Source organism: Arthrobacter sp. TJ-254, from assembly GCF_058269175.1.
On record NZ_JBZCNF010000004.1, the window covers coordinates 446,574 to 472,465 of the forward strand.

Sequence of the window (25,892 nt, forward strand, 5' to 3'; positions counted from 1 at the left end):
CCATGCCCAAGCAGACGGCGCTCTACGCCCAGCACGAAGCCCTCGGCGCCTCGTTCACCGACTTCGGCGGCTGGCAGATGCCCCTGAAATACCGCAGCGAGCTCGAAGAACACCACACGGTGCGCCGGGCCGCCGGTCTCTTCGACCTCTCCCACATGGGCGAGGTTCTGGTGACCGGGGCGCAGGCAGCGGACTTCCTCAACTACGCGCTCGTCGGCAACCTGGCGGTGATCCCGGTGGGGAAGGCGAAGTACTCCCTCATCTGCGACGCCGACGGCGGGGTGATCGACGACCTCATCACGTACCGGCTGGCCGATGACAGCTTCCTCGTTGTGCCCAACGCCGGGAACGCCGACACCGTTGCCGCCGAACTCCGGCGCCGCGCCGAGACGTTCGACGTCGCGGTTGAGGACCAGTCGGAGAACACCGCCCTGATCGCCGTGCAGGGACCCAATGCCGAAGCGGTCGTGCTCGCCCTGGCCCCCGAAGAAGCCGCAGGGACCATCCGGGAGCTGCGCTACTACGCCGCGGTCGAGGTCGAGCTTGCCGGCGTGCCGGTCCTGCTCGCCCGCACCGGATACACGGGCGAGGACGGGTTCGAACTGTTCGTCGGCAATTCCTTCGCGGTCCGGCTGTGGGAGGCCGCAATCGAGGCCGGCGCCCCGCACGGGCTGATGCCCTGCGGACTTGCCGCCCGGGATTCGCTGCGCCTCGAAGCCGGAATGCCCCTCTACGGCAACGAACTGCGGCTGGACACCAACCCGTTCGAGGCAGGACTCGGGCCGGTGGTCAGCCTGAAGAAGACCGAAGACTTCGTGGGGCGGTCGGTGCTTGAACCGCTGAAGGCCGAACAGCCGGAACGCCGCCTCGTGGGCCTGAAGGGCTCGGGACGGCGCTCGGCGCGGGCCGGATACGACGTGGTCCGCGACGGAGCCACGGTCGGCACCGTCACCTCCGGGCTCCCCAGCCCCACCCTCGGCTTCCCGATCGCCCTTGCCTACGTCCAGGCTTCGATGGCTGAGCCGGGCACCGAGCTGCACGTAGACCTGCGCGGCAAGCCCGAGGTCTTCACTGTCGTTGAAACCCCTTTCTACAAGCGGCAGAAGTAGCGATGACGGTCAGTGCGTTCGACCTCTTCAAAATCGGCATCGGCCCGTCGAGCTCCCACACCGGCGGCCCGATGACCGCCGCCTTCCGCTACACCGAGCTGCTCGAGGCGGCGGACCTGACCGAACGGGTGGAACGGGTGCAGGTCGAGCTGTTCGGCTCGCTCGGCGTCACGGGCCACGGCCACGGCACCGTGAAGGCGGTCCTCCTCGGACTGGAGGGCAGCCAGCCCCACCTCGTCGACCCGACGACGGCCGATGCGCGGGTTGCGGGTATTTCGACGTCCCGCTCGCTGCGGCTCGGCGGGAGCCGGAGCATCACGTTCGACCCGGACGTAGACCTCATCCTGCACCGGCGCAAGCGGCTTGACTACCACACCAACGGAATGCGTTTCCAGGCGTTCGACGGCTCCGGCACGCTTCTGAAGGCCCGTGACTACTTCTCGGTGGGCGGCGGGTTCGTGCTCGACGAGGACCAGGTCGCCTCCGAGCCGGCGGCTGCGGCGGCTGCTGCCGTGCCCGTGGCCTACCCCTTCGACTCGGCGGATGAGCTCCTGGCGCTGTGCCGGGCCAACGGAATGTCCTTCTCCGCCGTCGTCCTGGCCAACGAATGCGGCTGGCGCAGCGAGCAGGAGGTGCGGGGCGGGCTGCTTGAAATCTGGGAGGTCATGCAGGACACCATCCGCCGCGGCACGGCCACCGGGGGAATCCTTCCGGGTGGCCTGGGCGTGCGCCGCCGCGCGGCCCGCCAGCTTGAGCTCCTCGAAAAGGCCAACGATCCCGAAGACCGCCTCGGCACGATGGAATGGGTCACCCTTTTCGCACTCGCCGTCAATGAGGAGAACGCAGCGGGAGGGCGCGTGGTCACGGCCCCCACGAACGGGGCGGCCGGCATCATCCCCGCGGTGCTGAAGTACTACGTCGACTTCGTCCCGGGAGCCAACGAGGACGGCGTCGTGCGGTTCCTGCTCGCCGCTACCGCCGTCGGCTCGCTCTTCAAGAAGAACGCCTCAATCTCCGGTGCGGAGGTCGGCTGCCAAGGCGAAGTGGGCTCGGCCTGCGCCATGGCGGCCGGCGCCCTCGCCGAAGTGCTCGGGGGCACACCGGAACAGGTCGAGAACGCGGCGGAGATCGGCATTGAGCACAATCTGGGGCTCACCTGCGATCCCGTGGGAGGCCTCGTCCAGATTCCCTGCATTGAACGCAACGCGGTCGGCGCCATGAAGGCGATCACCGCTGCGCGGATGGCGGTCCGCGGTGACGGACAGCATCACGTTTCGCTGGACATCGCGATCAAGACAATGCGCGACACCGGCGCCGACATGATGGACAAGTACAAGGAGACGGCGCGGGGTGGACTCGCGCTCAACGTGGTGGAGTGCTGACCGCGCGCCCTCCGGGGCTCCGGTCAGACCGCCGCGGCCACCGGCCGTGAGCGCTGCGGTGCCAGTTCACCGATGATCCCGCGCAGCAGGTTGCGCAGTTCGGCCGACTCCAGGCCTTCCCCGGTCATCAGGGTCCGCTCAATGTCCTGCGCCATGGTCAGAGCCTGGAGGCCCGACGGGGTGATGGTGATCCGCTGGCTCCGGCGGTCGCGGGTGTCCCGGATGCGGGAGATGAATCCCTGCCGTTCAAGCTTCTCAAGGGTCTTGCCGATGGTCTGCGCCTGAACATGGACGGCCAGGGCAAGGCGGGAGCCGGTCATCGTTCCTTCGCGGGAGAGAACTCCCAGCGTGGTGTAACCGGCATGGGTGATCCCAATGTCGAGGAGGCGCTCGTTCCAGGCGTGATCCACAAGGCGGGCTGCGGTGGTGAGGAGGCGGCTCGTTGACCACTCGTTCAGATCGGGCATGACTGGACTTCTTCCGGATATCGACTTTCAGCAATACACCAACTATGAAGCGTGATGTTCAAGTTTCCCCTGTGATCCGGGCGAAGCTTTCGGCAAGATGCGTCAGGCGCGGCGGGACTTGCCCTGTTCGATGCCGATTACTGGTGCGCGGCTCCCGATGCGGCATCCGGACGGGTCTGCCCGTCCAGCCACGGGCGGTTGACGAAATCGCGGACCGCCGCAGCCACCTCGCGCGGCGCGGAATGCTGGACGACATGCGGCTGCCCAGGAATCGATAGCAGGACACCCGACGGGGCAGCCTCACTCAGTTCCCTGCACCAGGGTTCCCTCGCCACGGGGTCGCGGGAACCCCTCAGCACGAGCACGGGGCAGGAGAGCCGGCGCACTTCGTCCTCAATGCGGTACTCCATCATCGGGCCCAGTTCCTTGAGGTACCAACGTATGCCCGTGCGTGCATAATCAGACAGCACCAGGTAATTGGCCGAAGCCGTCTCCCGGAGAGCATCGCGCCCCAAAGCCGCGGACTGCCGCCACACGGAGCGCCGTTCCCGGTCAACCACCGGTCCCAGCAGGACGACGCGGGCGGCGAGCAGCGGGGAAGCGCTCGCGGCGGCCACAACGACCTGCGCGCCCTTCGAATGTCCCACGAGCACGCAGGTTTCCACGCCCAGTTCCCGCAGGCCATCGGTGAGGACCGCTGCGTGATCCTGCACGGAGAGGATCCCCGGGGGACGGGGGTTCGGGCCGAATCCGGGAAGGTCGACGGAATACGTGTCCGCCGTCGCGGAGAGCTCCTCATGCAGCCGCTTGAAGTAGCGGTAGGACATGCCGATGCCGTGAACGAGCACGAACGGCGGTTCCGTGTTCCCCGCAGGGCCCGGCGAAAAGTGGAAACGGACCTGCTGTCCGAGGGCATGAAAGGTAGAGACCGTGGCTGAGACCATTCGGCGAGTATATGGGGCCTTCTACAGGACAAAGTTCAAGACAGCCTCAAGACCAGCCAGCGGCTAGGACAAATATCTGGCAATGTATTCATATGCCCGATCTTCAACCCGCCCGCACCGCCCTCATTGTCGAGGACGACGAGGACATCCGCCAGCTCCTGGGCACAGCGCTGCGCAAGAACGGTTTCACCATCCTTGAGGCCGCAACCGGTTCCGAAGGTCTCCAAAAGGTCCGCGAACACCAACCCGACCTGATCACCCTCGACCTGAACCTGCCCGACCTTGACGGCGTGGAGGTATGCCGCCAGTCGCGCGCCGTCAGCGACGCCTACATCGTGATGGTCACCGCCCGACAGGATGAGATCGACCGCCTCATCGGCCTCGAAACCGGCGCCGACGATTTCATCGGCAAACCCTTCAGCCCCCGGGAATTCACCGCCCGCGTCTCGGCCATGTTCCGCCGGCCGCGCACCGGTCCTTCCTCCAGCGCCGCCTCCGAGGCTCCGCACGAGGTCCTCCGCCACGACGGACTCATCCTCGATGTCGACGGACGCACCGTCAGCCTCGACGGCGTCGAGCTCCCGCTGACCCGCATCGAGTTCGACCTGCTCGAAACGCTCCTCAACGGGGCCTCCAGGGTCTGGACGAGGGAGGCCCTGCTCACCCGGGTGTGGGGCGAGGCATGGGCGCTCGACCACCACCTCGTCGAGGTGCACATCCGGAACCTGCGCAAGAAGCTCAGCGAGGACACAAGCAATCCCCGCTTCATCCGCACCGTGCGGGGAGTGGGCTACCGGATGACGCCCACAACAACGAGCGCACGCTAGGCGCCGCAACCCGCGTCGGCGGGCTTCCCTGCGGGAAGCTCAGGGACGCCGGCGCTGCGGGCGGTCGATGAGCCCGTCGTACTCGTGGTGGTCCTTGAGGTACGAAACGATGTACGGGCACAGCGGCACGATCCTGCGCCCTTCGTCGCGGATGTCGTCGAGCATTCCCTTGACCAGGACCGTGCCGAAGCCCCGTCCCGTGTAGGCCTCATCGATTTCCGTGTGGATCAGCACGATCTGGTTCTGCTCGGGGCGAAGCCTGTACTGGACGAAGCCAAGGGTGGAGCCGTCGCCGGTCAGCTCGTACCGGTTGCGTTCCGGAGCGTCGGCAACGCGGACTGAGGCGTATGGCTGATCCGCTGGGGCGTCGGCGGTCATTGAAGCGATTCCTTCCCGTTGGCCCGGCTGGGGTGATAGGGCTTCGGGGGTTTGAAGCTCCCTCGTCCTTGGGATGATACGTCCGGCGGAAGGACCTGAACAGGCCCCGCGGCGGCAGCCCGGCTTTGCGTCGCTAAGCTTGAGGAGTGGCACACCTTGACGTTTCCAACATCGACTATTTCCTCTCCGACGGCAGGCAACTGCTCAACGCCGTCTCCTTCAAGGTGGGGGAGGGCCACAAGACCGCCCTGATCGGGCCCAACGGCACCGGCAAGACGACCCTGCTCCGCATCATCTCAGGGGACATCAGCGCCGACGAGGGAGCGGTCACGCGCTCCGGCAGTCTCGGCATCATGCGCCAGTTCGTCGGCCAGGTCCGTGACGACACAACCGTCAGGGACCTCCTGGTCTCCGCGGCGCCTCCCGTCCTTGCCGCCGCGGCGCGCGCGGTCGACGACGCCGAACTCGCCATGATGGAAACCGACGACGAGCCGACGCAGATGCGGTATGCCCAGGCGATCTCCGACTGGGGCGACGCCGGCGGCTACGAGCTCGAAACCATGTGGGACGAAGTGACGATGGCGGCCCTCGGCATACCGTTTGAGCGCGCCCAGCACCGGGCCGCGTCGTCGCTGTCGGGAGGCGAGCAGAAGCGGCTCATCCTCGAGGCGCTGTTCTTCGGGCCCGACGAGATGCTGCTGCTCGACGAGCCCGACAACTACCTCGACGTGCCGGGAAAGCGCTGGCTCGAGAAGAAGCTCGCGGAGTCGACCAAGTCGGTGCTCTTCGTCAGCCACGACCGCGAACTGCTGGCCAACGCGGCAACCCGGATCGTCACGCTCGAACCCGGTGTGCTCGGCGCCTCGGCATGGGTGCACGGCGGCGGGTTCGAAACCTACCTCCAGGCCCGCCGCGACCGCAATGCCCGGTTCGAGGAGCTGCGGCGGCGCTGGGACGAGGAGCACATCAAGCTCAAGGAGCTTGTGAACATGTACAAGAACAAGGCTGCCTTCCGCTCCGACATGGCCAACCGCTACCACGCGGCGCAGACCCGCCTGGCGAAGTTCCTTGAGGCCGGTCCGCCCGAGGCGATCCCCCTGGAGCAGAACGTTTCGATGCGCCTCCACGGCGGCCGGACCGCCAAGCGGGCCGTCGTCGCGCAGAAGCTCGAGCTGACCGGGTTGATGAAGCCGTTCAGCACCGAGATCTGGTTCGGCGACCGCGTGGGAGTGCTCGGCTCCAACGGATCCGGCAAGTCCCACTTCCTCCGCCTCCTCGCGGGCGGCGGAACGGATCCCGACAAGGAACACCTGCCGGTGTCCGACGTCGACATCGCCGAGGTTCCGCACGAGGGCTCGGTCAAGCTCGGCGCGCGGATCCGGCCCGGGTTCTTCGCCCAGACCCACTCGCGGCCCGACCTCCTGGGGCGCACCCTGCTCGACATCCTGCACCGCGGCGACGAGCACCGGTCCGGGCTCGGGCGGGAGGCCGCATCGGCCGTGCTTGACCGTTACGGCCTGGCGGGTCAGGCCGAGCAGCAGTACGACTCGCTGTCGGGCGGACAGCAGGCGCGGCTGCAGATCCTGCTGCTCGAGCTCTCAGGGGCAACCCTGCTGCTCCTCGACGAACCCACCGACAACCTCGACCTTCACTCGGCCGAGGCGCTCGAGCATGCGATCGACGGGTTCGAGGGCACCGTCCTTGCCGTCACCCACGACCGGTGGTTCGCCCGCAGCTTCGACCGCTTCCTGGTGTTCGGCTCCGACGGGAAGGTGTACGAGACCGAGGAACCCGTCTGGGACGAAAAGAGGGTCGAGCGGGTCCGCTGAGGCCGGTTTTGGGAACGACCGCGGTCAGCGGAAGGACCTGGTCCGGGTTACGTTGCCTTGCGCATCGTAGGTGATCCACCCGCCGGTCTTCTTCCCATCGACGTAATGGCCCTCGTCAAGGACCGCGCCGCTGGCGTGGTAGCGCTTCCACGGGCCCTGCTGCAGCCCGTTGCTGAATGCGCCGTGCTGGAGCAGGCCACCGTTCTCGCGGTGCCAGACGCACTCGCCGTCGAGCTGTCCGTTCACGTAGGAGACGCTGGCCTTCACCCGCCCGTTGCGGAAATAGAAGGTCCACGGGCCCGAGCGCTCGCCGTCCTCATACCGGCCTTCGCCGGACAACCCGCCCCCGGCGAAACGCTCCTCCCACCGGCCGGCCTTCTTTCCCGCGGAGTCTGTCGAGTTGAGCTGTTCGTCCATCCCGCAAGCGTATGACTGACAGGTTTGGAAGGCGTGGACCGCACCGCATACGGTGACAAGGTGAACCCCAAACTTCGGCCTGCAATGTGGGCGACCTTTGCCATTTTCGGCCTCAACGGACTGGTGTTTGCGAGTTGGGCCGCGCGGATCCCGGCGGCCTCCGCCACCCTCGGCCTCGGCTCCGGGCAAATGGGGGCGCTGCTGCTTGTCGGCGCGATCGGCTCGGTGTTGTCCCTGCCGCTTGCCGGAACAGTGGCGGCACGGATCGGCACAGCCAACACGGTGCGGGCCGGCGGCACGGCGTCGTCTCTCGCAGCGGCAACCGTCGCCGCGGGGCTCTGGACCCAGTCGGTGCCCCTGGCGGCGGTCGGGCTTTTCCTCTTCGGCGCCGGTGTCGCGCTCTGGGACGTGGCGCAGAATATCGAGGGCGCAGAGGTTGAACGCCGGCTCCGTTTCACGCTCATGCCGCGATTCCACGCGGCGTTCAGCGGTGGAGCGTTCCTCGGGGCGCTGCTGGGGGCGGCGCTCGCGGCGCTGGACGTGGAACTTGCCGCCCACCTGCTGGTGGTTTCCGTTGTGGCCCTGGCCATCTCCCTCTGGATCCCCCGGTACTTCCTTCCCACCCGCGCCCACCAGAGCGAGGCGCCGTCGTCCGCGGCAGGAGGCCGGTTCGCCGTCTGGCGGGAACCACGCACGCTGCTAATCGGCCTCGTCGTGCTGGGTGCGGCGCTGACTGAAGGCGCGGCCAACGACTGGCTGGCCAAGGCGAGCGTTGACGGGCTCGGGACAAGCGAGAGCACCGGGGCTGTCATGTTTGCCCTCTTCGTTGCGGCAATGACGGCCTTCCGGTTCATCGGCGGCCCGTTCATCGACCGCTACGGCCGTGTGCGGGTGCTCCAGGCCAGCCTCGGGGCTTCCCTGCTGGGCCTGCTGCTCTTCGTCTTCGCGCCCACCGTGCTCCTGGCTGCGGCCGGTGCCGTCCTGTGGGGAGTGGGGGCCGCCCTCGGGTTCCCCATGGGAATGTCTGCCGCGGCCGACGAGCCGGCACGCGCCGCCGCCCGGGTGTCGGTGGTGTCGACCATCGGCTATTCGGCCTTCCTCGCGGGCCCGCCGCTGCTTGGGTTCCTCGGCGACATCGTGGGCATCCGCACCGCCCTGCTCGCCGTCGGCGTCGCCGTCCTCGCTTCCTTCATCGTTGCCCCCGCCGCCCGGGAGCGCCGGGAGACCGAGCGCACGGCAATTTTGGATAAGGACAGCATTTGACCTGATCGGTTAGTCTGCGGGGCGCTTTCCTCCTACGCTGTGGGAATGGCGATTATTGAGGCACTCGGTCTGAAGAAGACCTATAAGTCAAAGAGCGGACCGGTGCATGCCCTTGACGGCATGGATCTCTCCGTGCCCCAGGGCACAGTAAAGGCGCTGCTCGGGCCGAACGGCGCCGGGAAAACCACGGTGGTGAAGGTGCTGACCACCCTGATCCGTCCCACCGAGGGAACGGCACACGTCGATGGGATCGACGTCCTCAGCAACCCCAAGGCAGCCCGTAGAATCATCGGTGTCTCGGGGCAGTACGCGGCGGTCGACGAGAACCTCACCGGTTTCGAGAACCTCGAGATGGTCGGCAGGCTGTACCACCTCGGAGCGCGCGAGGCCAAGCGCCGGGCGCAGGAGCTGATCGACCAGTTCGAACTGACGGAGGCGGGCAACCGCCCCGTCAAGGGCTTCTCGGGAGGCATGCGCCGCCGGATCGACCTGGCCGGCGCCCTCGTCATCAACCCGAAGATCCTGTTCCTCGACGAGCCGACAACGGGGCTCGACCCGCGGAGCAGGCTGTCGCTTTGGGGAATCATCAAGGACCTTGTCAACGACGGTACAACGCTGCTGCTCACCACCCAGTACCTCGAGGAAGCCGACCAGCTCTCGGACGACATCGCAGTGATCGACGGCGGGCGGGTCATCGCCGAAGGCACGGCGGACCAGCTCAAGGCACAGATCGGCGGCCACCGCGTGGTTGTGACCCTTGTCGATGCCTCCGACGCCGCTGCGGCACGCGAGGTCCTCGGGCGCCACGGCGACGGTTCGCCCACCGTCGCCGACGACGGCCGCACCGTGGAAGTCGGCGTCATCAACGGGCCGCGGGCCCTCCAGTACGTCCTTGGCGACCTGGGCCAGGCGGGAATCGAGCTCCACGACGCCGGTATGCGGCGGCCCAGCCTCGACGACGTCTTCCTCAAACTCACCGGCCGGCACGCTGAAGCGGCCGAAGACAGCTCCGAGACACCCGCAAAGGAGAACGCAAAATGAGCGTCCTAGCCCCCGAGAACCGGCACGCCGGGCCGGCAGCCGACCCCGGCGCCGCTTCGATGTGGTTGTCGGACGGCTGGACCGTCACCAAGCGCAACCTGACCAAACTGAAGCGTTCCCCCGACATGCTGGTCTTCGCTGTCCTGCAGCCCATCATGTTCGTCCTGCTCTTCAGCCAGATCTACGGCGGTTCGATTGCGGTCGAAGGCACCGACTACACCCAGTACCTCATGGCCGGGATCTTCGCCCAGACGGTGATCTTCGGGTCGACTTTCTCCGGCTCCGCCATGGCGCAGGACCTCAAGGACGGCATCATCGACCGTTTCCGGACCCTGCCGATGAGCTCATCGGCGGTCCTGGTCGGGCGCACGAACAGCGATCTCGTCCTCAACGGGATCTCGGTCATCATCATGATGGCCACGGGCTTCGTTGTGGGTTGGCGGATCAACGCCTCCTTCGGGAGCTTCCTCGCGGGCATCGGGCTGCTGCTGCTGTTCTCCTACGCCTTCAGCTGGGTGATGGCGCTGCTCGGCATGAGCGTGAAGTCGCCGGAAGTCATCAACAACGCCTCCTTCATGATCCTGTTTCCCCTGACGTTCATTTCGAACGCCTTCGTGCAGAGCCAGAACCTCCCGGCACCCCTCGAAGCGTTCGCCAACTGGAATCCCGTTTCTGCACTGGTGCAGGCCGCGCGCGAGCTCTTCGGCAATGTCGGCTCGGTGCCCACCCCGGACTCCTGGCCTATGCAGAACGCGGTGCCCACGGTCCTGATCGGCGCGGTCCTGATGCTGCTGATCTTCGTGCCGCTGTGCATCCGGAAATTCGCCTCGATCAGCTCCCGCTGACGGTCCGCCGACCACGCCCACGCACCCGGCCGTCCGCGCGTCGCGCCGCCCCCGGTCCACGGAAACCTCCGCGGACCGGGGGCGCCGGCGGGGCGGCAGCCTAGAGTGGGGCAAAACAGCCGCGTGCGGCACTTCCAGACCAACCAGCCAAAGGACACGTCATGATCGAGGCACACGGCCTTTCCAAGCGCTACGGCCCCAAAACCGCCGTCGACGGCATCTCCTTCACCGTCCAGCCTGGCAAGGTGACAGGATTCCTCGGTCCCAACGGCGCTGGGAAATCCACGACCATGCGCATGATCGTCGGTCTTGACACACCGAGCGCCGGTTCGGTGCGGGTCAACGGGCGCCGGTACTCCGAACACCGGGCGCCGCTGCGCGAGGTGGGGGCGCTGCTCGAGGCGAAGGCGTTCCACACAAAGCGCAGCGCCTACAACCACCTGCGCGCCATGGCCGCAACCCACGGCATCCCCAACAGCCGGGTCCGGGAGGTCATTGAGATGACCGGGCTGGGGCCGGTCGCCAAGAAGCGGGTCGGTGGATTCTCGATGGGGATGGGCCAGCGCCTCGGAATCGCCGTCGCGCTGCTGGGCGACCCGCATACAGTGATCCTCGATGAGCCGGTCAACGGACTGGACCCCGAGGGGGTCCAGTGGATCCGGCACCTCGCCCGCGGCCTCGCCGCCGAAGGCCGCACCGTCTTCCTTTCGTCCCACCTCATGTCCGAGATGGCGATGACGGCGGACCACCTCATCGTCATCGGCCGTGGCCGCATCATCGCCGATGCCCCGGTCTCGGAGATCCTCGCGGGCGCGGGCCAGCTCAAGACCCGGGTCCGCACCGACCGGCCCGCCGACCTGCTGGCGGCGCTCGCGGGCGACGGAACGACGTCGAAACTCCTCGAACCCGAGCTCCTCGAAATCTCCGGACCCCATCCCCGCAGGATCGCCGAAACGGCCCTGCGCCACCAGGTGCTCGTCTACGAACTGACGCCACTCCAGGCTTCCCTTGAGGAGGCCTACATGGAGCTCACGGCCTCGGAAGTCGAATACGCCTCGCACGACCTGCCCCTGGGCGTCCAGGGTGTCCCCGAAGGAGACCGCTCATGAGCACCTCAACCTCCACCCCGCCGGCCCCGGCCGGGCCGGGGACCGTCAGCAAAAACGCACCCCGTCTCAGCTTCGCCCGCGTCCTGAGATCCGAGTGGATCAAGATCACGACGGTTCCGTCGACGGTGATCCTCCTCGTCTGCACGCTTGTGGTGATGGTGGGCCTTGCCGCACTGTTCGCGTGGTCCCTCCAGACGGCCCAGGCCCAGCTGAATTCGGGCGGGCCCGCGCCCCAGATGGGTCCGCCGGAGGAGCCGATGCCGGATATCGGAGACCTTGCCCGCACCGCTCCCTCGTCGGGCACCATCTTCGGGCAGCTCCTCATCGCCTCCCTCGCGGTGGTGCTGATCGCCTCCGAGTGGGCCACGGGCATGATCCGGTCAACGATGGTTGCCGTTCCCAAACGCGTGCCTGCCCTGCTCGCGAAGAACGTCATCGCCGCCTTCGTATCGTTCCTTGTCGGCGCACTTGCAGCCCTGCTCTCGTATTTCGCCGTCCAGCCCATCCTGGCCGTCGAAGACCTCGGCTTCGCCCTCACCGACGAGGGTGTGGGCGCCAGCATTCTCAACACCGGAACCTATCTGGCGCTGATTGCCGTGATCTCCATGGGGATCGGGACACTGCTGCGCAATACCGCAGGCGGGGTGGTCACGGCCGTGGGACTGTTCTTTGTGGTTCCCGTGATCGTGGTCAACCTGATCTCCGGGCTGGCCGACTGGATTCCCGATGCGGCCCGCTTCCTGCCGACCAACGCCGGAGACCGGCTTGTCGCCATCACGGCGGAGGAGGGTGCCCTGACCCAGTGGGAAGGCGGCCTCGTCCTCGGAGCCTGGGCCGTTGTCCTGCTTGTCGCCTCCCTTGTGGTCGCCCGGAAGCGGGACGTCTAGGACCGGCAGCGCGCGGGATCTGGTTGAATCGGAACATGCCTTCAGCCTCAACCCACATCGACGACCTCGGCGCGTATGTCAGTGCCTCCCCCTCCAGCTTCCACGCGGCGGCAGAAGGCGGACGGCGGCTTGCCGCGGCCGGGTTCGAGCGCCTTTCGGAGAACGACGCGTGGCCCTCCGGACCCGGGAACTATTTTGTGATCCGCGACGGCGCCCTCATTGCGTGGTCCGTTCCGGAGGATGCGACCGCCGCCACGGGGTTCGCCATCCTTGGCGCCCACACCGATTCGCCGTCGTTCAAGCTCAAGCCCAAGCCCACCATCGGCCGGCACGGCTGGCTCCAGGCCGGCGTCGAAGTCTACGGCGGGCCGCTGCTCAACTCGTGGCTGGACCGCGAGCTGGCCCTGGCGGGGCGGCTCGTCACCGGTGACGGAAGCGAACACCTTGTCGCAACCGGACCTCTGCTTCGGTTCCCGCAGCTCGCCATCCACCTCGACCGCTCAGCCAATGACGGCCTGAGCCTCAACAAACAGCAGCACATGAACCCGGTCTGGGGTCTCGGTGAGCCGCAGGCGGCGGACCTCCTCGGCGTGCTTGCGGACTCCGCCGGCCTCGACCCCGCAGCGGTGGGCGGGTTCGACATCGTCGTAGCCGACACACAGGAACCGGCAGTGTTCGGCGCGAACGGCGAGTTCTTCGCCTCGGGACGGCTGGACAACCTCACCTCGGTCCACGCCGGACTCTCCGCGCTCATCGACACCGCCGGGTCCGCGGCCGGGCCGGGGCGGCCCATCGCGGTGCTCGCGGCTTTCGACCATGAGGAGGTGGGAAGCGCCTCCCGTTCAGGGGCGAGCGGGCCGTTCCTCGAGGACGTCCTGCTGCGGATTTCGGCGGGCCTGGGGGCCGGCCTGGAGGACCGCCTGCGCGCCATGGCCTCCTCGTTCTGCATTTCCGCCGACGCCGGCCACGCCATCCACCCCAACTACGCCGAACGCCACGACCCCGCGAACCATCCGGTGCTCAACGGCGGCCCGCTGCTGAAGATCAACGCCAACCAGCGGTACACCACCGACGCCCCCGGCGCCGCGCTCTGGGCCGCTCTCTGCGCCGAGGCCGGTGTCCCGTACCAGGAGTTCGTCTCAAACAACACGGTGCCGTGCGGCTCAACGATCGGTCCACTCACCGCTACCCGTCTGGGCATCCGCACCGTCGACGTCGGAACCCCGCTGCTGTCGATGCATTCGGCGCGCGAAATGTGCGGTGTTGAGGACCCGGTACGCCTTGCACAGGTGGCGTCGCGCTTCTTCGTGCGCCCCCTCCACCCCTGAACCGGACCGATTCTCCCGCCGCCCGTTCATCCGCTAGTATTGACAAGTCTGTGCTGAGTCCTGTGGGCGGGAAATCCCGCCGGCGGCAGCCGGATCAACGCTAAAGAACCTCCTGTTACGGAAAGGCCGTGACCGTTTAGCCCAAAGGAGGTGGGTTCACACATGCGTGCATATGAATTGATGGTAATCATCGACCCCGATGTCGAGGAACGTACCGTCGAACCGACACTTGAGAAGTTCCTGAACGTCGTCCGCAACGGCGGCGGCAGCGTGGACAAGGTGGACATCTGGGGACGTCGCCGTCTGGCTTACGAAATCCAGAAGAAGGCCGAAGGCATCTACGCCGTCGTCAACTTCACCGCGACTCCCGCAGTAGCAGCTGAACTCGACCGCCAGCTTGGCCTCAATGAGACCATCATGCGGACCAAGATCATCCGCCCCGAGGAGCAGAAGGTTTCCGCCGAGTAGTTTCGGCGTACCCCTTTCTTACTCAACAAGCCCGCTCCGGCGGGACGTGACCCAAGGAGGCACCATGGCAGGCGAAACCACAATTACGGTCGTTGGCAATCTCACCAACGATCCTGAGCTTCGTTTCACGCCGTCGGGCTCTGCGGTGGCGAACTTCACCATCGCGTCGACGCCGCGTACCTTCGACCGCCAGTCAAACGAGTGGAAGGACGGCGAAACGCTGTTCCTCCGCGCGTCGGTGTGGCGTGAGGCGGCCGAAAATGTCGCCGAGACCCTCACAAAGGGGACCCGGGTCGTGGCCCAGGGCCGACTGAAGTCACGGTCGTACGAAACCAAAGAAGGCGAAAAGCGCACCGTCATGGAGCTTGAGGTCGACGAGATCGGCCCCTCCCTGCGTTACGCATCGGCCAAGATCAGCCGCACCCAGCGCTCCGGCGGTGGCGGCGGCGGGTTCGGCGGAAACAGCGGTGGCTTCGGCGGCGGCTCCGGTACGAATTCGAACTGGGGCGGCGGCGGCCAGCAGGCACAGCAGCCCGCCGACGATCCCTGGGGTGCGCCCGCGGGCGGAAATTCGCAGGGCTGGGGCAACGGTCCGGATTCCGAGCCTCCCTTCTAACCGCAGGCAGGCTTCGGTCCCGAAGCCCCTGTTTGCACAAGATTCACCAGTACGTCCCATCCCGCAGAATCGTTCTGCGGGCTCCAACAGATAAAAGGAGCACCACGATGGCTAAGGCTGAACTTCGTAAGCCCAAACCAAAGTCCAATCCCCTGAAGGCCGCTGACGTCACCGTCATCGACTACAAGGACGTAGCACTGCTGCGCAAGTTCATTTCCGACCGCGGAAAGATCCGCGCCCGCCGCGTCACCGGTGTGACGGTGCAGGAACAGCGCAAGATCGCCCAGGCAATCAAGAATGCCCGCGAAGTTGCGCTCCTGCCTTACTCCGGCGCCGGCCGCGGCTAAAGGAAAGGAACCTATTTCATGGCAAAGCTTATTTTGACCCAGGAAGTAACCGGTCTCGGTGCATCAGGCGACGTCGTCGAGGTGAAGAACGGTTACGCACGTAACTACCTTCTGCCCCGCGGCTTCGCCCTGACGTGGACCAAGGGTGGCGAGAAGCAGGTTGAGTCGCTCAAGGCCGCCCGCTCGGCACGCGAGCACGCAAGCCTCGAAGACGCGCAGAAGCAGGCAGCGGCGCTTTCGGCCAAGCCTGTCAAGCTCACCGTCAAGGCAGGCGACTCCGGCCGCCTGTTCGGCACGGTCAAGGCGGACGACGTCGCAAAGGCCGTCGAGGCCGCAGGCCTCGGCAGCATCGACAAGCGCAAGGTTGAACTGCCTGCGCACATCAAGTCGGTTGGCTCCTACCAGGCCAACGTTCGTCTTCACGAAGACGTTGCCGCAGTGATCGACCTGGACGTCGTCGCCGGCTAGTCCAGCGCTTTTCGCACGACGCTCACGAAAAGGGACCCCCGCCTCGGCGGGGGTCCCTTTTCGTCCTCAACCGAAAGCGCCATGGAAGCCTGTGAGGGCCTCCGCGCCTCCCGGGCAGCAGTACCGCCCTTCGCCGGTGGCCGGGCCCTGCGGACCCCGCCAATGCCCTATGGGCCGCGTCAGGAGCCCGTTAAGGGCGCTCACGCCCCGGGGCCGGACCCGGGGCGAGGATCCTCGGCAGCGGATCCTCACCAGGGCCACGGAGGGGCGCACGGGTGCTGCGGTATCCCTGCGCCCGGCTCCGGGGCCGGGCACCTCTCCAGCGCCCTTCCACGCCGTTCCGTCGCCGGGCCCGCCGCCGGCTACGCTCCCTCAACCGGGGTGTCAACATACAACCTGTGGATGAAGGTTTCCGCCAAATTACTTTTCCTCCACAGGCACTGGATAAAGTTTTCCCACGTCAGAGCGGGTTTCAGTGGAAAGATTTCTTTTTGTCCACAGGGTTCTCCCCAGCCTGTGCACAAGACACGCCGCAGTATCCACAAGTAATCCACAGGCCCTGTTGGCAACTCGCTTGGTGTGCCGGGCCGCTGGGGCTAGCGTTGCGGAGGTCCCATCGAGAATGGGAGTGCCGGGTGATACACCTTCCGTAAGCGATCCCGGCCCAGCTCCTCAGCCGACGGCTGCGCCGCTGCGTGGAGGGACGATTTTCAGTAGAAAGGGTGCGCCAGTGTCCTTGGCACATGCAGACTCAACACCGGACACCCGGTCACCCGAATTTTCACGCACACCGCCGCAGGACCTTGTGGCCGAGCAGTCGGTGCTCGGCGGAATGATGCTGTCGAAGGACGCCATCGCCGACTGCGTCGAGGTGCTCCGCGGCATCGACTTCTACCGGCCCGCACACGAGAGCATCTACGAAGCGATCATCGACCTGTACGGGCGTGGCGAGCCGGCCGATGCCGTGACGGTTTCGGACGAGCTCACCAAGCGCGGCGAAATTTCGCGCATCGGCGGGCCTGCCTACCTCCACACGCTGATCCAGTCCGTCCCGACGGCCGCGAACGCCGGCTTCTACGCCGAAATCGTGAGGGAGCGCGCCGTGCTCCGGCGCCTTGTCGATGCCGGGACCAAGATCGTGCAGCTTGGATACTCCAACGACGGCGAGGTCGACGACCTCGTCAACGCCGCCCAGGCCGAGGTGTACGCCGTGGCGGAACGCCGCACGGCCGAAGACTACGTGGCGCTCAAGGACATCATCGAGGGAACGGTCGACGAGATCGAATCCGCAGGGCACCGCGGCGAGGGGATGACCGGCGTGCCCACGGGCTTCTACGAGCTCGACGAGCTGACCCAGGGGCTGCACGGCGGCCAGATGATCGTCGTCGCAGCCCGTCCGGCTATGGGTAAGTCGACCTTCGCCCTCGACTGGGCGCGCTCCGCCGCGATCAAGCACAACATGACGACCGTGTTTTTCTCCCTGGAAATGGGCCGCAACGAGATCGCGATGCGCCTGCTCTCGGCGGAGGCCACAATCGGGCTCCAGGATCTGAGGAAAGGCACCATCAAGGACGAACAGTGGGGAAAGATCGCAACAACCATGGGGCGCATGAACGATGCTCCGCTGTTCATCGATGACAGCCCCAATATGTCGCTCATGGAGATCCGGGCGAAGTGCAGGCGCCTGAAGCAGCGGCACGACCTCAAGCTCGTTGTCCTCGACTATCTGCAGCTGATGTCTTCAGGCAAGCGGGTGGAGTCGCGCCAGCAGGAGGTCTCGGAATTCTCCCGTGCGCTCAAGCTTCTTGCCAAGGAACTCAATGTTCCGGTGGTTGCGCTGTCGCAGCTGAACCGTGGCTCGGAGCAGCGGACCGACAAGCGGCCCCAGGTCTCCGACCTCCGCGAGTCCGGCTCGATCGAGCAGGACGCCGACATGGTTATCCTGCTCCACCGCGACGATGTCTACGACAAGGAGTCCCCTCGGGCCGGGGAGGCCGACGTCATTGTGGCGAAGCACCGTAACGGCCCAACGAAGACCCTGGTTGTCGGATTCCAGGGGCACTACTCGCGGTTCAACAACATGGCCGCAGACGGCGGGGGCTTCTAACCCCCGCCCGATCCGCGGCTACTTGCGCGGGCCCAGTTCGTCGATGACGGTTTTAAGGCGCGTGCGCAGGTCTTCCGAGGCGAGCCCGTCTTCGGGCATCAGCTCGTGTTCGATGTTCTTGGCCTTTTCAAGGGCCTTGAGCCCGGCCGAGGTGATGGTGATGCGTTGGCTCCGCCGGTCAGCCGTATTTCTCAGCCGCGTCACAAGCCCCCGCTTCTCAAGCCGATCAAGGGTCCTGCCGATGGTTTGGGCCTGGACATGCACCAGCTGGGCGAGGCGCACCCCGGTCACTGTGCCCTCACGGGCAAGAACCCCGAGGGTCGTCAGACCCGCGTGGGTGATGCCAATGCTGAGCAGCTTTTCGTTCCAGGAGTGTTCCACGATGCGCGCCGCGGTGGTCAGCAGCCGGCTGGTCGACCATTCGTTCAGCTCCGGCATTTGGAGGTTCCTTCCCCTTCATGGTTCCCGGTCGTCCTAGTTACTACTGTAAACAATTCGAACCCCGATAGGAAGCCTGCTTATTATATTGGCCCCTGTCATAGGAGGGCCACGAGCAGGCGGGCCTCAGCGGGGCAGATTGCCCCCGGGACGACGGAAGGCCTGGAGCGCTGGCTCCAGGCCTTCCACAGCGGACGGGCAGCCTAGATGCGGCCGCCACGGCGCTCGTCGCCGTCTACGTCGATTTCTTCCTTGCGGACCTCTTCGTTGACGGTGTGCTCGCTGGTGACGGTCTCCTTGTCGAGGCGGACGCGTTCAACCGGCACGGCTTCCTTCTCAACCACGGGGCGCTCCTCGTGAAGGATCACCTCGTGCTCCTCCTCGCTGATTGCGGGGCCGTCGTAGGCGGCGTCGCGGTTCGCGTCGGTGATCGGCTCGCGCTCGATGCGGACCTCTTCGTGGCTCACGGGCACCGTCTTCGTGACGTTCTCGGTCACGATGTACTTGCGCAGGCGCGCCCTGCCGGCTTCGCGGCGCTCGGTTCCAACGTGCAGCTGCTCCTCGGAGAGGGTCATTGCGTCGTCGGTGGTGGGACCCGAGGTGTCGTGGCCCACTGTGCCGCGACGGTCGTTGTCGACGAAGTCGGTGTCGCGCCGGCCGGAGGTGGCATCGATGTCGACGTCGTCGCGCATCGTGCCGGTGGTGCCGGTCGTTGTCCCGGTGTAGGTCTCGGTGCCGGTGGTGCCGGTCGTTGTCCCGGTGTAGCCGCCGCCCAGTTCATAGTGGCGGTAGAGCTGGTCTTCCTCCTCCGGGCTGAGCGATCCGTCGGATTCGATGCGCGGCGCATCCTTGACCTGGCTCTTGGTGTAGGGCACGCGGACGTCATGGCCTTCAACGTCTGCGCCCTGGAGCGGCACGAATGACTCCGACGTTCCGAAGAGGCCCGTCTTTGCGGTGACCCAGCTGGGCTCGCCGGTCTGATCGTCAAGGTAGATCTGACCGATCGACCCGATCTTGTCGCCATCGGATCCGACGACGTTGCCGCCGCGGCTCAGAATGGTGTCAATGTTTTCCTGGGAAATCATGTCGTTCTCCTTCTCGATGTAGCTCAATGTGAGGGGTCGTGACTTTCCTGGCTCTTAGGTCAGCGGTGATGGGATCTTCTCCCCTCAAGGGACCACCGGCCTCTAGAGTAAGCACACTTAGTACTTAATTGAAAGCCTGCTTAGCTTCCAAGTTGAAATAATTTCGCCCGAAGCCCCCGGGCGGGAGTCACCGGTGAGCCGCAGCTTCGCAAAATGCCCGGGTTCTTCGTAGAATCGAGAACAGGTCCAGCCAAAGGCCTCGGAAACTCCACTTCGGAGCACCGACGCGAGCCTTTTTGGTGACCGTCTGCGGCAGGGGACCCAAGGGCCGCGCCGCAGCCCCGCCCCGATGTGGCCTCGATGGCCGTTGGGCTCGTCCACGGTGAAGCAGCTTCCGCGCAGTGAATCAACGCCGTTCCAACGACAGAGTCATCACTAGAAGGGGCATCCATGCTCGAGCAAGACAACCGGCACCTGAAGCGCATCCTTGTTGCCGCAGCTGACCTGGAGAACGCCGAATTCGAACGCGACCGCCTTGCGGTCGTGTGCCGGGAAGCGGTCGAGAGTGCGCTGCGCGACGAGGTTCCCCCCGCCGAGGTCGCCGCGGCTGCGGGTATCCCCGAGTCCGACCTCGCACGGCTGCTTGGAGCGCCGCGGGCCGACGACGTGGTGCCGATCCTCTCCGGCGCTCCCGAGACGGGCACGCAGGAGATAACGCCCGCCGATGAGCTTCGGGCAGTCGAGTCCTAGGGCAGCATGCCGGTCGGCAGGGAACGTAGCAACGGAGGAAAACAGTGAAGCAGGCGCTTCTGGTCATCGACATGCAGAATGCGTACTTCGAGGACGAGACGCTCAGGCGGGAGCGGGACACCCTCGTCCGTGAGTGCAACCAGCTGGTAACCCAGGCGGTGGCAGCCGGGGCCGAGGTGTTGTTCGTCGCCACCGAGCACCTGAGGGACAAATCGACCTGGACCGTGAGCATGCTTGACGACGACCAGGGGTTCATCTTCGCCGGCAGCGACCAGGCGGCCTACGTGCCCGGCCTTCGCGCCGACGGGTTCGAGCGGGTCGTCAAGACGAGGGACAGCGCCTTTTTCGGGACCGACCTCGCCGAGCGCCTGCATGCGCGGGGGGTTGAGGGCCTGCTGCTTGCCGGGGTGTCCACCCACAACTGCGTTGCCCACACGGCGGCCGATGCCTTCGCCAACAACTTCCGCGTGGCCTTCGTCCGGGATGCGATCGCAAGTACGAACCCCACTTACGCCGAGTCGATGCTCACCATCCTCAGTGACGAGTACCGCCAACCCGTACTGACCACCAAGCAGGCGCTGCAGCGGCTTCAATCGACGGCCGACCGCACCGTGGCCTGACTGCACCCTGCGGGCCGCCTGCGGGTAGCACGGGGCAAGAGATAAGGGAGGGTGCGGACATCCGCACCCTCCCTCTCTTTCCGTCTATTGCGTCTAGCTGTCAGCGTTGAAGCCGGAGCCGGAACGGACCCTACATGCCGCCCGAGCGGGAGTCCTGAACCTGGCTCTTGGCGTCCTGCGCCTTGTCCTTGACGTCGGAAGCGGCCTGCTGGCCTTCTTCCTTGACGGTCTGCGCCGACTGCGTGGCGGTTTCCTTGACGGACGCCATTGCCTCCTGCGCCGGCTCCTTGAGGTTCTCAACGACCTCCTTCGCGGTATCGGTAATCCCGGTCGCCAGCGGAGCGGCCTGCTCCTTCAAAGCCGAAGCGGCTTGCTTCTCCTTCTGGCTTGCCGGAATCAGGGAAGCTGCGAGCAGCCCCGCTCCGAAGGCGATGAGTCCGGCAGCCAACGGGTTGCCGGCCGTCTTGTTGCTGATCTGCCGCGGAGCGTCCTGCACGGCCTGGCCCGCCTGGTGCGCCTTCTCCTGTGCGGTGTGGGCGGCCGACTTGGCTGAGCTCTTGGTATCACCGGCCGTGCCGGCTACTCCGCTTTTCATATCGTCCGCCTTGCCCATCACTGACTCCTTCACGTCGTCTGCCTTGCCCATGACGGTGTCCTTCACATTGCTGAAGGTGTTCTTGACCTTCTCGGTCTGGCGGTGCGCGATGTTCGAGGGGTTCACCTTGTCGGCTACCGCATCGACGTCGGTGCCGAGTTCACGGCGGGTGCGCTCGATGTCGGCCCGGATTTCTTCTGGAGTCTGGCTCATGGGGTTTCCTCACCTGGTTTCAGTGTTGGCGGGATTTCTTTGATGGTTTCAGCGGTGTCGGGCAGGCCGCGGATCTGCTTCATTTCCTTCTTGCCCATCGCGGCGAGAACTGCGGCAATGATGCCCCAGATGACTGCAACGATGACGGCGGCCCAGCCAAGCGGCATGATGGCACCGAGGCCCCACATCAGGGCAATCGAGAGGAAGAGCAGTACGAAGTGGCCGCCGACGGCGGCGCCGGCAAACATTCCGGCTCCCTTTCCTGCATTCTTCCCGGACTCGCGCAGTTCCGCCTTGGCGAGGGCGACTTCCTGCCGCATCAGAGTGGAGAGGTTGCGGGTCACATCGGCAAGCAGTTCACCGACGGAGTTGTTCGCGGCGCGCTGTTCCGCCTCGGAGGGAGGCGGCGGAGAGGCGGAATGGGCTCCGCCCGAGTATGCCTCGCTCATTAGCGCAGGTCCCTTTCATCAGGAAGCGTGCCCACGGGCGGGGTTCCCGGGGGGATGGTGGGGTACTCGACGGCCGGGTCGACGAACGCCGGCGACGACTCAGCGACGTGGGTACCGCGGGATGTCCGCGGGAGCGCTGTCGAGGCGTCGTAGGTCGTCGTGGCGGTGTAGTCAGTGTCGTACGTGCCCGATGGGCGGGTCTGCGAACCGTCGGATCCGGACTGGGCGGCTCCGGTCAGCCCGCGGGTGAGGCGGCCAACGAGGAGGCCGGCGCCTGCGGAAATTGCCAGGAATGCTCCCGGGCGGCGACGGGCGAAGCCTTTAACGTCCTCGAGGAGGTCGGTGGCGTCGCGTCCTTCAAGCCAGCCCGCGACAGCTCCGGCGCGCTGCGACGCCTGCTGAACGATACTTGAGACTGCTTTATTATCGGACTTCTCGGCCATCGAGCGGAGCTCGTCGCTGATCGAGCGGAGGCCTTCGGTTGCCTTCTGCTGCTGTGCCCCGGCCTGGCTCTTGATGTCGGATCCAAGTCCGCTGACGAGGCTCTTGGCCTGGCTGCCCGCCTCCTGTGCAACGTTCTTCGCTTCGGCTGCAGCAGTCTGTGCGACATGCTGTGCGGCGCCGGCGCTTTCCTGGCCGACCTCTTTCGCCTGATCCTTCGCTGTCGAAGTGGTCGACTGGCCGGACTGTGTCCCGCTGCCCTCGAAATCCGTGCCGGTTGTTGACGGAACCAAGGGATCCTGCGGCCAATTCTGCGTAGTCATGTTCATTCCTTACGTTGATATTGCCGGTAAAACGGATGCTCCATCGTGTTCTGATCTGTTCGTCCGACGGTTGCCCACCAGACTTACTTCCTAAAGCTAAGCATGCTTAGTTTACTCATGCAAGCCGTTCGGCGATAATTGCAAGCTTAAAATAAGCACGCTTATTATCTTTCGAAGATGCTACTCAGGGCATAGCCTCGAATCAAGAGGTCCGGGCGCCGCCCCGCCCGGGGTGGGTTCATCGAAATAGGACCGGGCCGGGATGGGGAGGTGCGAGTCTGTGTTTTTTCACAAGCAGGAGCTTCAGTACAAAGCCAGTCCTGACAGGCCCGATGCGGTCTACGCCCGGAAACTCCAGGAGGTTCTCGGGGGCCAGTACGGCGAGATAACCGTTGCCATGCAATACAGCTTTCAGGCATGGAACGCCCACATCCCCGGAAAATACCGGGACCTGCTCTTTGGTATCGGTGCAGAGGAATTCGGACACGTTGAGATGCTTGCGACAATGATTGCGCAGCTGCTCGAAAAGGCGCCCCTCGGCATCACCAGCGACGCCGTCCAGTCCGATCCGGCGGTGGCCGCGGTCATCGGCGGAACCGACATGCAGCAGGCCATCGTGGCCGGCGCCGGAGCGCGTCCGGTGGACAGCAACGGCAACCCCTGGCAGGGCAGTTATGTCACGGCGAGCGGCAACCTCCTCGCCGATTTCACTGCCAATGCAAACGCGGAGATGCAGGGCCGCCTGCAGGTGGCCCGGCTCTACCACATGACTGACGACCACGGCGTGCGGGACATGCTGTCCTTCCTTTTGGCACGCGACACGATGCATCAGAACCAGTGGATCGCTGCCGCCCGGGAGCTGCAGGAGGAGAAGTTCGAGGAGCTTCCGGTCCCCAGCAACTTTCCGCTCGCGAAGGAGGAGCGCAGCGTCTCCTACCAGTACCTCAACTTCTCGGACGGCGCAGCCGCTTCAACGGGGAGCTGGACCTCGGGTCCGACACCGGACGGGCACGGGGAGTTTTCCTACCACGACGGGCCGACGACAAGCGCTCCGCTGCCTGCGCCGACGCGGCCCGACGCGCGGTTCTACGGAACCACAGAGGTTCCAAATGTGCTTGAAAAGGCCGCAGGGGCCGTCCAAGACAAACTGAACCGCGAATGACTCAACGTTCCGCCAATTATGCAAAGGAGAGAGCAATGACATCAGCACGGAATAATGCGGTGGACCGCAAGACGAGCGTGCAGAAGGCGGCCCAGGCGGTCGGCGCCGTCTTCCTCCTCATCGGGGTTCTCGGTTTCATTCCCGGCGTCACCACCAACTACGACACCCTGCGGTTCGCCGGTCACCAGTCGGAGGCCCTGCTGCTCGGACTCTTCCAGGTGTCGGTACTCCACAACATCGTCCACCTATTGTTCGGTGTTGCGGGGCTGGCGCTGGCGAAGACAATCGCGGGCGCCCGCAGCTATCTGCTGTATGGCGGGGTAATCTACCTTGTCCTCTGGCTTTACGGCCTGTTCGTCGGGCACGAGACGGCAGCCAACTTCGTCCCGCTCAACAATGCGGACGACTGGCTCCACCTCTTCCTCGGAGTAGGGATGATTGCGCTCGCCCTGCTGCTGGGGAAGAAGAGCACGCGCACCTCGGGCAGCAGGAGTGCCAACCGTCTCTAGCGCCGGGCGGGCTTCCGCCGACGCCGCTTTTCTCAGGGGGCCGCCACAGGCGGCTCCCTGAGATGCGTTACCGGCTTCGGCTCGCCGTAAAAAGCGAAGTACGCTTAGTGTTGGTGTTGTGCCGAGGCCCATCTGGGCGAAACAGGAAAGGGTGTTAGATGAAGCAGCCCACCGCGCGCGGAGATGTGAGCGCGCTCCTCTTCGACATACTTGCCGGCGGACCGGCCGGTGCCGATGAACGCCTGCGTCAGCTGTCCGTGCTGGTGGAGAAAGCGCTGGCCGAGGTATCGGACATCGTCTACGACGACGACCTGCAGCTGAGCCTCTTCTGCCTCTATGAACTTCACTACAGCGGCATCGACGGCGCCGATGAGGAATGGGAGTGGAACCCCGGGCTGCTCGGAGTGCGCGCCCAACTCCAGCAGGCGTTCGAGGACCGCCTCCGCGCGGCGGTACACGCGGCGGACCTGCCCGAGCCCACCAGTGAGGCGGTGGCCGCCGAGCTGTTCCGCATGACGGGTGAAGACTCCGGCCCGAGCATGTCCCGCTTCGTCGCGAAGGAGGCGACGGATGCCCAGCTGCGCGAATTCCTCATCCACAAATCGATCTACCAGCTCAAGGAAGCCGACCCGCATACCTGGTCGATCCCCCGGCTCACGGGGAGGGCCAAGGCCGCCATGGTTGAAATCCAGGCCGACGAGTACGGCGGCGGAAGACCCGCCCGGATGCACTCCGCGCTGTTCGCCCGCACCCTGCGCGCCCTTGACCTCGACGACAGCTACGGCGCATACCTTGACGCGGCGCCTGCGATCACGCTCGCCGCCAACAACATGATGTCGCTGTTCGGCCTGAACCGCCGTCTTCGGGGAGCCATCGTTGGCCACCTGGCCGCCTACGAAATGACGTCCTCCCAGCCCAACCGCCTCTACTCCCGCGGCCTCAGCCGCCTCGGTTACTCCCAGGAGGCCACCGAATACTTCGACGAGCACGTCGAGGCCGACGCCGTCCACGAGCAGATCGCCGGCCGCGACCTTGCCGGCGGGCTTGTTGAGTCGGATCCCCGGCTGCTCGAGGACGTCATCTTCGGTGCGGCGGCGGCACTGCTTGTCGACTCCTGGATGACCCTGCACATCATGGAGTCATGGAAGGCAGGACGCTCATCGCTCCAGGCAGATCCGACCTTCGCCGCATGAACGACACCCAGGAGCCGGGGCTTCCCGGAGAGCGGCCCGCCGCGGCAGCCGGCGGCGAGGCCTCGATCGTTGCCTGCCCCGACGGGCCCCTGCTCGTCCGGGGAGAATTTGAAATCCTTGGCGCCGACGGCGAACCGCTTCCCCGCACCCGCCGGACAGTTGCCCTGTGCCGCTGTGGAGCGTCGGTGCTCAAGCCGTACTGCGACGGAACGCATAAGCTGATCGGCTTCAAGACCGACGTCTGAGTCGACCCGGACGGGAATTAATTGAACCGCGGGCACT

General features: G+C 65.8%; 30 protein-coding genes. 21 read left to right on the plus strand and 9 right to left on the minus strand.

Annotated elements, in window-relative coordinates; all coding sequences use genetic code 11:
- Window positions 1–2 precede the first annotated feature (2 nt).
- Window positions 3–1,109 carry a glycine cleavage system aminomethyltransferase GcvT gene (gcvT, locus tag AC4D14_RS13625; RefSeq protein WP_490903133.1) on the plus strand — a complete coding sequence of 369 codons (1,107 nt, stop codon included), beginning with the start codon at window positions 3–5 and terminating at the stop codon, window positions 1,107–1,109.
- A gap of 2 nt (window positions 1,110–1,111) precedes the next feature.
- A complete protein-coding gene (locus AC4D14_RS13630) occupies window positions 1,112–2,491 on the plus strand; it encodes an L-serine ammonia-lyase (RefSeq protein WP_490903135.1) in 1,380 nt (459 codons plus the stop codon).
- A 23-nt stretch (window positions 2,492–2,514) separates the two neighbouring features.
- Here the strand turns inward: AC4D14_RS13630 and AC4D14_RS13635 are convergent, their stop codons facing one another.
- Window positions 2,515–2,958: a MarR family winged helix-turn-helix transcriptional regulator gene (locus tag AC4D14_RS13635; protein WP_490903137.1), complete on the minus strand. Its 444-nt coding sequence runs from the start codon at window positions 2,956–2,958 to the stop codon at window positions 2,515–2,517.
- Between the two features lie 137 nt (window positions 2,959–3,095).
- Entirely contained in the window at window positions 3,096–3,902 is an 807-nt protein-coding gene (locus tag AC4D14_RS13640) for an alpha/beta fold hydrolase (protein WP_490903139.1), read from the minus strand.
- A gap of 92 nt (window positions 3,903–3,994) precedes the next feature.
- Here AC4D14_RS13640 and AC4D14_RS13645 point away from each other — a divergent pair, with 92 nt between their 5' ends.
- Window positions 3,995–4,729, plus strand: coding sequence for a response regulator (locus AC4D14_RS13645; protein WP_490903141.1), 735 nt, complete (start codon window positions 3,995–3,997; stop codon window positions 4,727–4,729).
- Window positions 4,730–4,768: 39 nt separating this feature from the next.
- Here the strand turns inward: AC4D14_RS13645 and AC4D14_RS13650 are convergent, their stop codons facing one another.
- Complete coding sequence (locus tag AC4D14_RS13650) at window positions 4,769–5,107, minus strand: GNAT family N-acetyltransferase (RefSeq protein WP_490903143.1); 339 nt, start codon at window positions 5,105–5,107, stop codon at window positions 4,769–4,771.
- A 146-nt stretch (window positions 5,108–5,253) separates the two neighbouring features.
- Here AC4D14_RS13650 and AC4D14_RS13655 point away from each other — a divergent pair, with 146 nt between their 5' ends.
- Entirely contained in the window at window positions 5,254–6,936 is a 1,683-nt protein-coding gene (locus tag AC4D14_RS13655) for an ABC-F family ATP-binding cassette domain-containing protein (RefSeq protein ID WP_490903145.1), read from the plus strand.
- A 24-nt stretch (window positions 6,937–6,960) separates the two neighbouring features.
- On the opposite strand, the gene AC4D14_RS13660 is transcribed toward AC4D14_RS13655, so the two are convergent.
- Window positions 6,961–7,353: a toxin-antitoxin system YwqK family antitoxin gene (locus AC4D14_RS13660; RefSeq protein WP_490903147.1), complete on the minus strand. Its 393-nt coding sequence runs from the start codon at window positions 7,351–7,353 to the stop codon at window positions 6,961–6,963.
- A gap of 84 nt (window positions 7,354–7,437) precedes the next feature.
- Here AC4D14_RS13660 and AC4D14_RS13665 point away from each other — a divergent pair, with 84 nt between their 5' ends.
- From AC4D14_RS13665 to dnaB, 11 genes are all read left to right on the plus strand, one after another.
- Entirely contained in the window at window positions 7,438–8,616 is a 1,179-nt protein-coding gene (locus AC4D14_RS13665) for an MFS transporter (RefSeq protein ID WP_490903317.1), read from the plus strand.
- A gap of 45 nt (window positions 8,617–8,661) precedes the next feature.
- Complete coding sequence (locus tag AC4D14_RS13670; protein WP_490903149.1) at window positions 8,662–9,657, plus strand: ATP-binding cassette domain-containing protein; 996 nt, start codon at window positions 8,662–8,664, stop codon at window positions 9,655–9,657.
- A complete protein-coding gene (locus AC4D14_RS13675) occupies window positions 9,654–10,502 on the plus strand; it encodes an ABC transporter permease (protein WP_490903150.1) in 849 nt (282 codons plus the stop codon). Before AC4D14_RS13670 ends, AC4D14_RS13675 begins: the two co-directional genes overlap by 4 nt.
- A gap of 161 nt (window positions 10,503–10,663) precedes the next feature.
- Window positions 10,664–11,611 (plus strand): ABC transporter ATP-binding protein, encoded by a 948-nt coding sequence (locus tag AC4D14_RS13680; protein WP_490903152.1) that lies wholly within the window; start codon window positions 10,664–10,666, stop codon window positions 11,609–11,611.
- Window positions 11,608–12,498 (plus strand): ABC transporter permease, encoded by an 891-nt coding sequence (locus AC4D14_RS13685; protein WP_490903153.1) that lies wholly within the window; start codon window positions 11,608–11,610, stop codon window positions 12,496–12,498. The genes AC4D14_RS13680 and AC4D14_RS13685 overlap by 4 nt, the downstream gene beginning before the upstream one ends.
- Window positions 12,499–12,533: 35 nt before the next feature.
- Window positions 12,534–13,826, plus strand: coding sequence for a M18 family aminopeptidase (locus AC4D14_RS13690; RefSeq protein WP_490903154.1), 1,293 nt, complete (start codon window positions 12,534–12,536; stop codon window positions 13,824–13,826).
- A gap of 162 nt (window positions 13,827–13,988) precedes the next feature.
- Window positions 13,989–14,294, plus strand: coding sequence for a 30S ribosomal protein S6 (rpsF, locus tag AC4D14_RS13695; protein WP_490903156.1), 306 nt, complete (start codon window positions 13,989–13,991; stop codon window positions 14,292–14,294).
- A 64-nt stretch (window positions 14,295–14,358) separates the two neighbouring features.
- Entirely contained in the window at window positions 14,359–14,910 is a 552-nt protein-coding gene (locus tag AC4D14_RS13700) for a single-stranded DNA-binding protein (RefSeq protein ID WP_490903157.1), read from the plus strand.
- A gap of 107 nt (window positions 14,911–15,017) precedes the next feature.
- On the plus strand, window positions 15,018–15,257 hold the full coding sequence (rpsR, locus tag AC4D14_RS13705) for a 30S ribosomal protein S18 (RefSeq protein WP_005273147.1): 240 nt from the start codon (window positions 15,018–15,020) through the stop codon (window positions 15,255–15,257).
- An 18-nt stretch (window positions 15,258–15,275) separates the two neighbouring features.
- Window positions 15,276–15,725 (plus strand): 50S ribosomal protein L9, encoded by a 450-nt coding sequence (rplI, locus tag AC4D14_RS13710; RefSeq protein ID WP_490903159.1) that lies wholly within the window; start codon window positions 15,276–15,278, stop codon window positions 15,723–15,725.
- Window positions 15,726–16,455: 730 nt separating this feature from the next.
- Complete coding sequence (gene dnaB / locus AC4D14_RS13715) at window positions 16,456–17,832, plus strand: replicative DNA helicase (RefSeq protein ID WP_490903161.1); 1,377 nt, start codon at window positions 16,456–16,458, stop codon at window positions 17,830–17,832.
- An 18-nt stretch (window positions 17,833–17,850) separates the two neighbouring features.
- Here the strand turns inward: dnaB and AC4D14_RS13720 are convergent, their stop codons facing one another.
- Together AC4D14_RS13720 and AC4D14_RS13725 are read right to left on the minus strand one after the other, a co-directional pair.
- Window positions 17,851–18,270 carry a MarR family winged helix-turn-helix transcriptional regulator gene (locus tag AC4D14_RS13720; protein WP_490903163.1) on the minus strand — a complete coding sequence of 140 codons (420 nt, stop codon included), beginning with the start codon at window positions 18,268–18,270 and terminating at the stop codon, window positions 17,851–17,853.
- Window positions 18,271–18,473: 203 nt separating this feature from the next.
- A complete protein-coding gene (locus AC4D14_RS13725; RefSeq protein WP_490903164.1) occupies window positions 18,474–19,355 on the minus strand; it encodes a DUF2382 domain-containing protein in 882 nt (293 codons plus the stop codon).
- A 450-nt stretch (window positions 19,356–19,805) separates the two neighbouring features.
- On the opposite strand from AC4D14_RS13725, the gene AC4D14_RS13730 reads away from it, so the two are divergent.
- On the plus strand, window positions 19,806–20,105 hold the full coding sequence (locus AC4D14_RS13730; RefSeq protein WP_490903165.1) for a hypothetical protein: 300 nt from the start codon (window positions 19,806–19,808) through the stop codon (window positions 20,103–20,105).
- 44 nt (window positions 20,106–20,149) lie between these two features.
- Entirely contained in the window at window positions 20,150–20,725 is a 576-nt protein-coding gene (locus tag AC4D14_RS13735) for a cysteine hydrolase family protein (protein ID WP_490903166.1), read from the plus strand.
- 130 nt (window positions 20,726–20,855) lie between these two features.
- On the opposite strand, the gene AC4D14_RS13740 is transcribed toward AC4D14_RS13735, so the two are convergent.
- Genes AC4D14_RS13740 through AC4D14_RS13750 form a run of 3 tightly spaced genes read right to left on the minus strand, consistent with a single transcriptional unit; the run spans window position 20,856 to window position 22,746 of the window.
- Complete coding sequence (locus AC4D14_RS13740; protein WP_490903167.1) at window positions 20,856–21,533, minus strand: DUF3618 domain-containing protein; 678 nt, start codon at window positions 21,531–21,533, stop codon at window positions 20,856–20,858.
- Window positions 21,530–21,982: a phage holin family protein gene (locus AC4D14_RS13745; protein WP_490903169.1), complete on the minus strand. Its 453-nt coding sequence runs from the start codon at window positions 21,980–21,982 to the stop codon at window positions 21,530–21,532. Before AC4D14_RS13745 ends, AC4D14_RS13740 begins: the two co-directional genes overlap by 4 nt.
- Window positions 21,982–22,746, minus strand: coding sequence for a hypothetical protein (locus tag AC4D14_RS13750; protein WP_490903170.1), 765 nt, complete (start codon window positions 22,744–22,746; stop codon window positions 21,982–21,984). Before AC4D14_RS13750 ends, AC4D14_RS13745 begins: the two co-directional genes overlap by 1 nt.
- 280 nt (window positions 22,747–23,026) lie before the next feature.
- Here AC4D14_RS13750 and AC4D14_RS13755 point away from each other — a divergent pair, with 280 nt between their 5' ends.
- The 4 genes from AC4D14_RS13755 to AC4D14_RS13770 all read left to right on the plus strand — a co-directional run bounded on the left by AC4D14_RS13755 (window position 23,027) and on the right by AC4D14_RS13770 (window position 25,855).
- Window positions 23,027–23,908 carry a manganese catalase gene (locus tag AC4D14_RS13755; RefSeq protein WP_490903172.1) on the plus strand — a complete coding sequence of 294 codons (882 nt, stop codon included), beginning with the start codon at window positions 23,027–23,029 and terminating at the stop codon, window positions 23,906–23,908.
- Window positions 23,909–23,943: 35 nt separating this feature from the next.
- Window positions 23,944–24,417, plus strand: coding sequence for a DUF4383 domain-containing protein (locus AC4D14_RS13760; protein ID WP_490903173.1), 474 nt, complete (start codon window positions 23,944–23,946; stop codon window positions 24,415–24,417).
- A 158-nt stretch (window positions 24,418–24,575) separates the two neighbouring features.
- Window positions 24,576–25,610, plus strand: coding sequence for an iron-containing redox enzyme family protein (locus tag AC4D14_RS13765; protein WP_490903174.1), 1,035 nt, complete (start codon window positions 24,576–24,578; stop codon window positions 25,608–25,610).
- Entirely contained in the window at window positions 25,607–25,855 is a 249-nt protein-coding gene (locus tag AC4D14_RS13770; RefSeq protein WP_490903176.1) for a CDGSH iron-sulfur domain-containing protein, read from the plus strand. Before AC4D14_RS13765 ends, AC4D14_RS13770 begins: the two co-directional genes overlap by 4 nt.
- Window positions 25,856–25,892 lie beyond the last annotated feature (37 nt).

Bases quoted from the DNA above. Each gene is read 5' to 3' on its own strand.
- rpsF (WP_490903156.1), top strand. From the start codon at position 13,989: ATGCGTGCATATGAATTGATGGTAATCATCGACCCCGATGTCGAGGAA.
- gcvT (WP_490903133.1), top strand. From the start codon at position 3: ATGCCCAAGCAGACGGCGCTCTACGCCCAGCACGAAGCCCTCGGCGCC.
- AC4D14_RS13645 (WP_490903141.1), top strand. From the start codon at position 3,995: ATGCCCGATCTTCAACCCGCCCGCACCGCCCTCATTGTCGAGGACGAC.
- AC4D14_RS13725 (WP_490903164.1), bottom strand. From the start codon at position 19,355: ATGATTTCCCAGGAAAACATTGACACCATTCTGAGCCGCGGCGGCAAC.
- AC4D14_RS13765 (WP_490903174.1), top strand. From the start codon at position 24,576: ATGAAGCAGCCCACCGCGCGCGGAGATGTGAGCGCGCTCCTCTTCGAC.
- AC4D14_RS13630 (WP_490903135.1), top strand. From the start codon at position 1,112: ATGACGGTCAGTGCGTTCGACCTCTTCAAAATCGGCATCGGCCCGTCG.
- AC4D14_RS13665 (WP_490903317.1), top strand. From the start codon at position 7,438: ATGTGGGCGACCTTTGCCATTTTCGGCCTCAACGGACTGGTGTTTGCG.
- AC4D14_RS13650 (WP_490903143.1), bottom strand. From the start codon at position 5,107: ATGACCGCCGACGCCCCAGCGGATCAGCCATACGCCTCAGTCCGCGTT.
- rpsR (WP_005273147.1), top strand. From the start codon at position 15,018: ATGGCTAAGGCTGAACTTCGTAAGCCCAAACCAAAGTCCAATCCCCTG.
- AC4D14_RS13740 (WP_490903167.1), bottom strand. From the start codon at position 21,533: ATGAGCCAGACTCCAGAAGAAATCCGGGCCGACATCGAGCGCACCCGC.
- AC4D14_RS13680 (WP_490903152.1), top strand. From the start codon at position 10,664: ATGATCGAGGCACACGGCCTTTCCAAGCGCTACGGCCCCAAAACCGCC.
- AC4D14_RS13720 (WP_490903163.1), bottom strand. From the start codon at position 18,270: ATGCCGGAGCTGAACGAATGGTCGACCAGCCGGCTGCTGACCACCGCG.
- rplI (WP_490903159.1), top strand. From the start codon at position 15,276: ATGGCAAAGCTTATTTTGACCCAGGAAGTAACCGGTCTCGGTGCATCA.
- AC4D14_RS13750 (WP_490903170.1), bottom strand. From the start codon at position 22,746: ATGACTACGCAGAATTGGCCGCAGGATCCCTTGGTTCCGTCAACAACC.
- AC4D14_RS13660 (WP_490903147.1), bottom strand. From the start codon at position 7,353: ATGGACGAACAGCTCAACTCGACAGACTCCGCGGGAAAGAAGGCCGGC.
- AC4D14_RS13745 (WP_490903169.1), bottom strand. From the start codon at position 21,982: ATGAGCGAGGCATACTCGGGCGGAGCCCATTCCGCCTCTCCGCCGCCT.
- AC4D14_RS13760 (WP_490903173.1), top strand. From the start codon at position 23,944: ATGACATCAGCACGGAATAATGCGGTGGACCGCAAGACGAGCGTGCAG.
- AC4D14_RS13640 (WP_490903139.1), bottom strand. From the start codon at position 3,902: ATGGTCTCAGCCACGGTCTCTACCTTTCATGCCCTCGGACAGCAGGTC.
- AC4D14_RS13690 (WP_490903154.1), top strand. From the start codon at position 12,534: ATGCCTTCAGCCTCAACCCACATCGACGACCTCGGCGCGTATGTCAGT.
- AC4D14_RS13770 (WP_490903176.1), top strand. From the start codon at position 25,607: ATGAACGACACCCAGGAGCCGGGGCTTCCCGGAGAGCGGCCCGCCGCG.
- AC4D14_RS13700 (WP_490903157.1), top strand. From the start codon at position 14,359: ATGGCAGGCGAAACCACAATTACGGTCGTTGGCAATCTCACCAACGAT.
- AC4D14_RS13670 (WP_490903149.1), top strand. From the start codon at position 8,662: ATGGCGATTATTGAGGCACTCGGTCTGAAGAAGACCTATAAGTCAAAG.
- AC4D14_RS13635 (WP_490903137.1), bottom strand. From the start codon at position 2,958: ATGCCCGATCTGAACGAGTGGTCAACGAGCCGCCTCCTCACCACCGCA.
- AC4D14_RS13730 (WP_490903165.1), top strand. From the start codon at position 19,806: ATGCTCGAGCAAGACAACCGGCACCTGAAGCGCATCCTTGTTGCCGCA.
- AC4D14_RS13675 (WP_490903150.1), top strand. From the start codon at position 9,654: ATGAGCGTCCTAGCCCCCGAGAACCGGCACGCCGGGCCGGCAGCCGAC.
- AC4D14_RS13685 (WP_490903153.1), top strand. From the start codon at position 11,608: ATGAGCACCTCAACCTCCACCCCGCCGGCCCCGGCCGGGCCGGGGACC.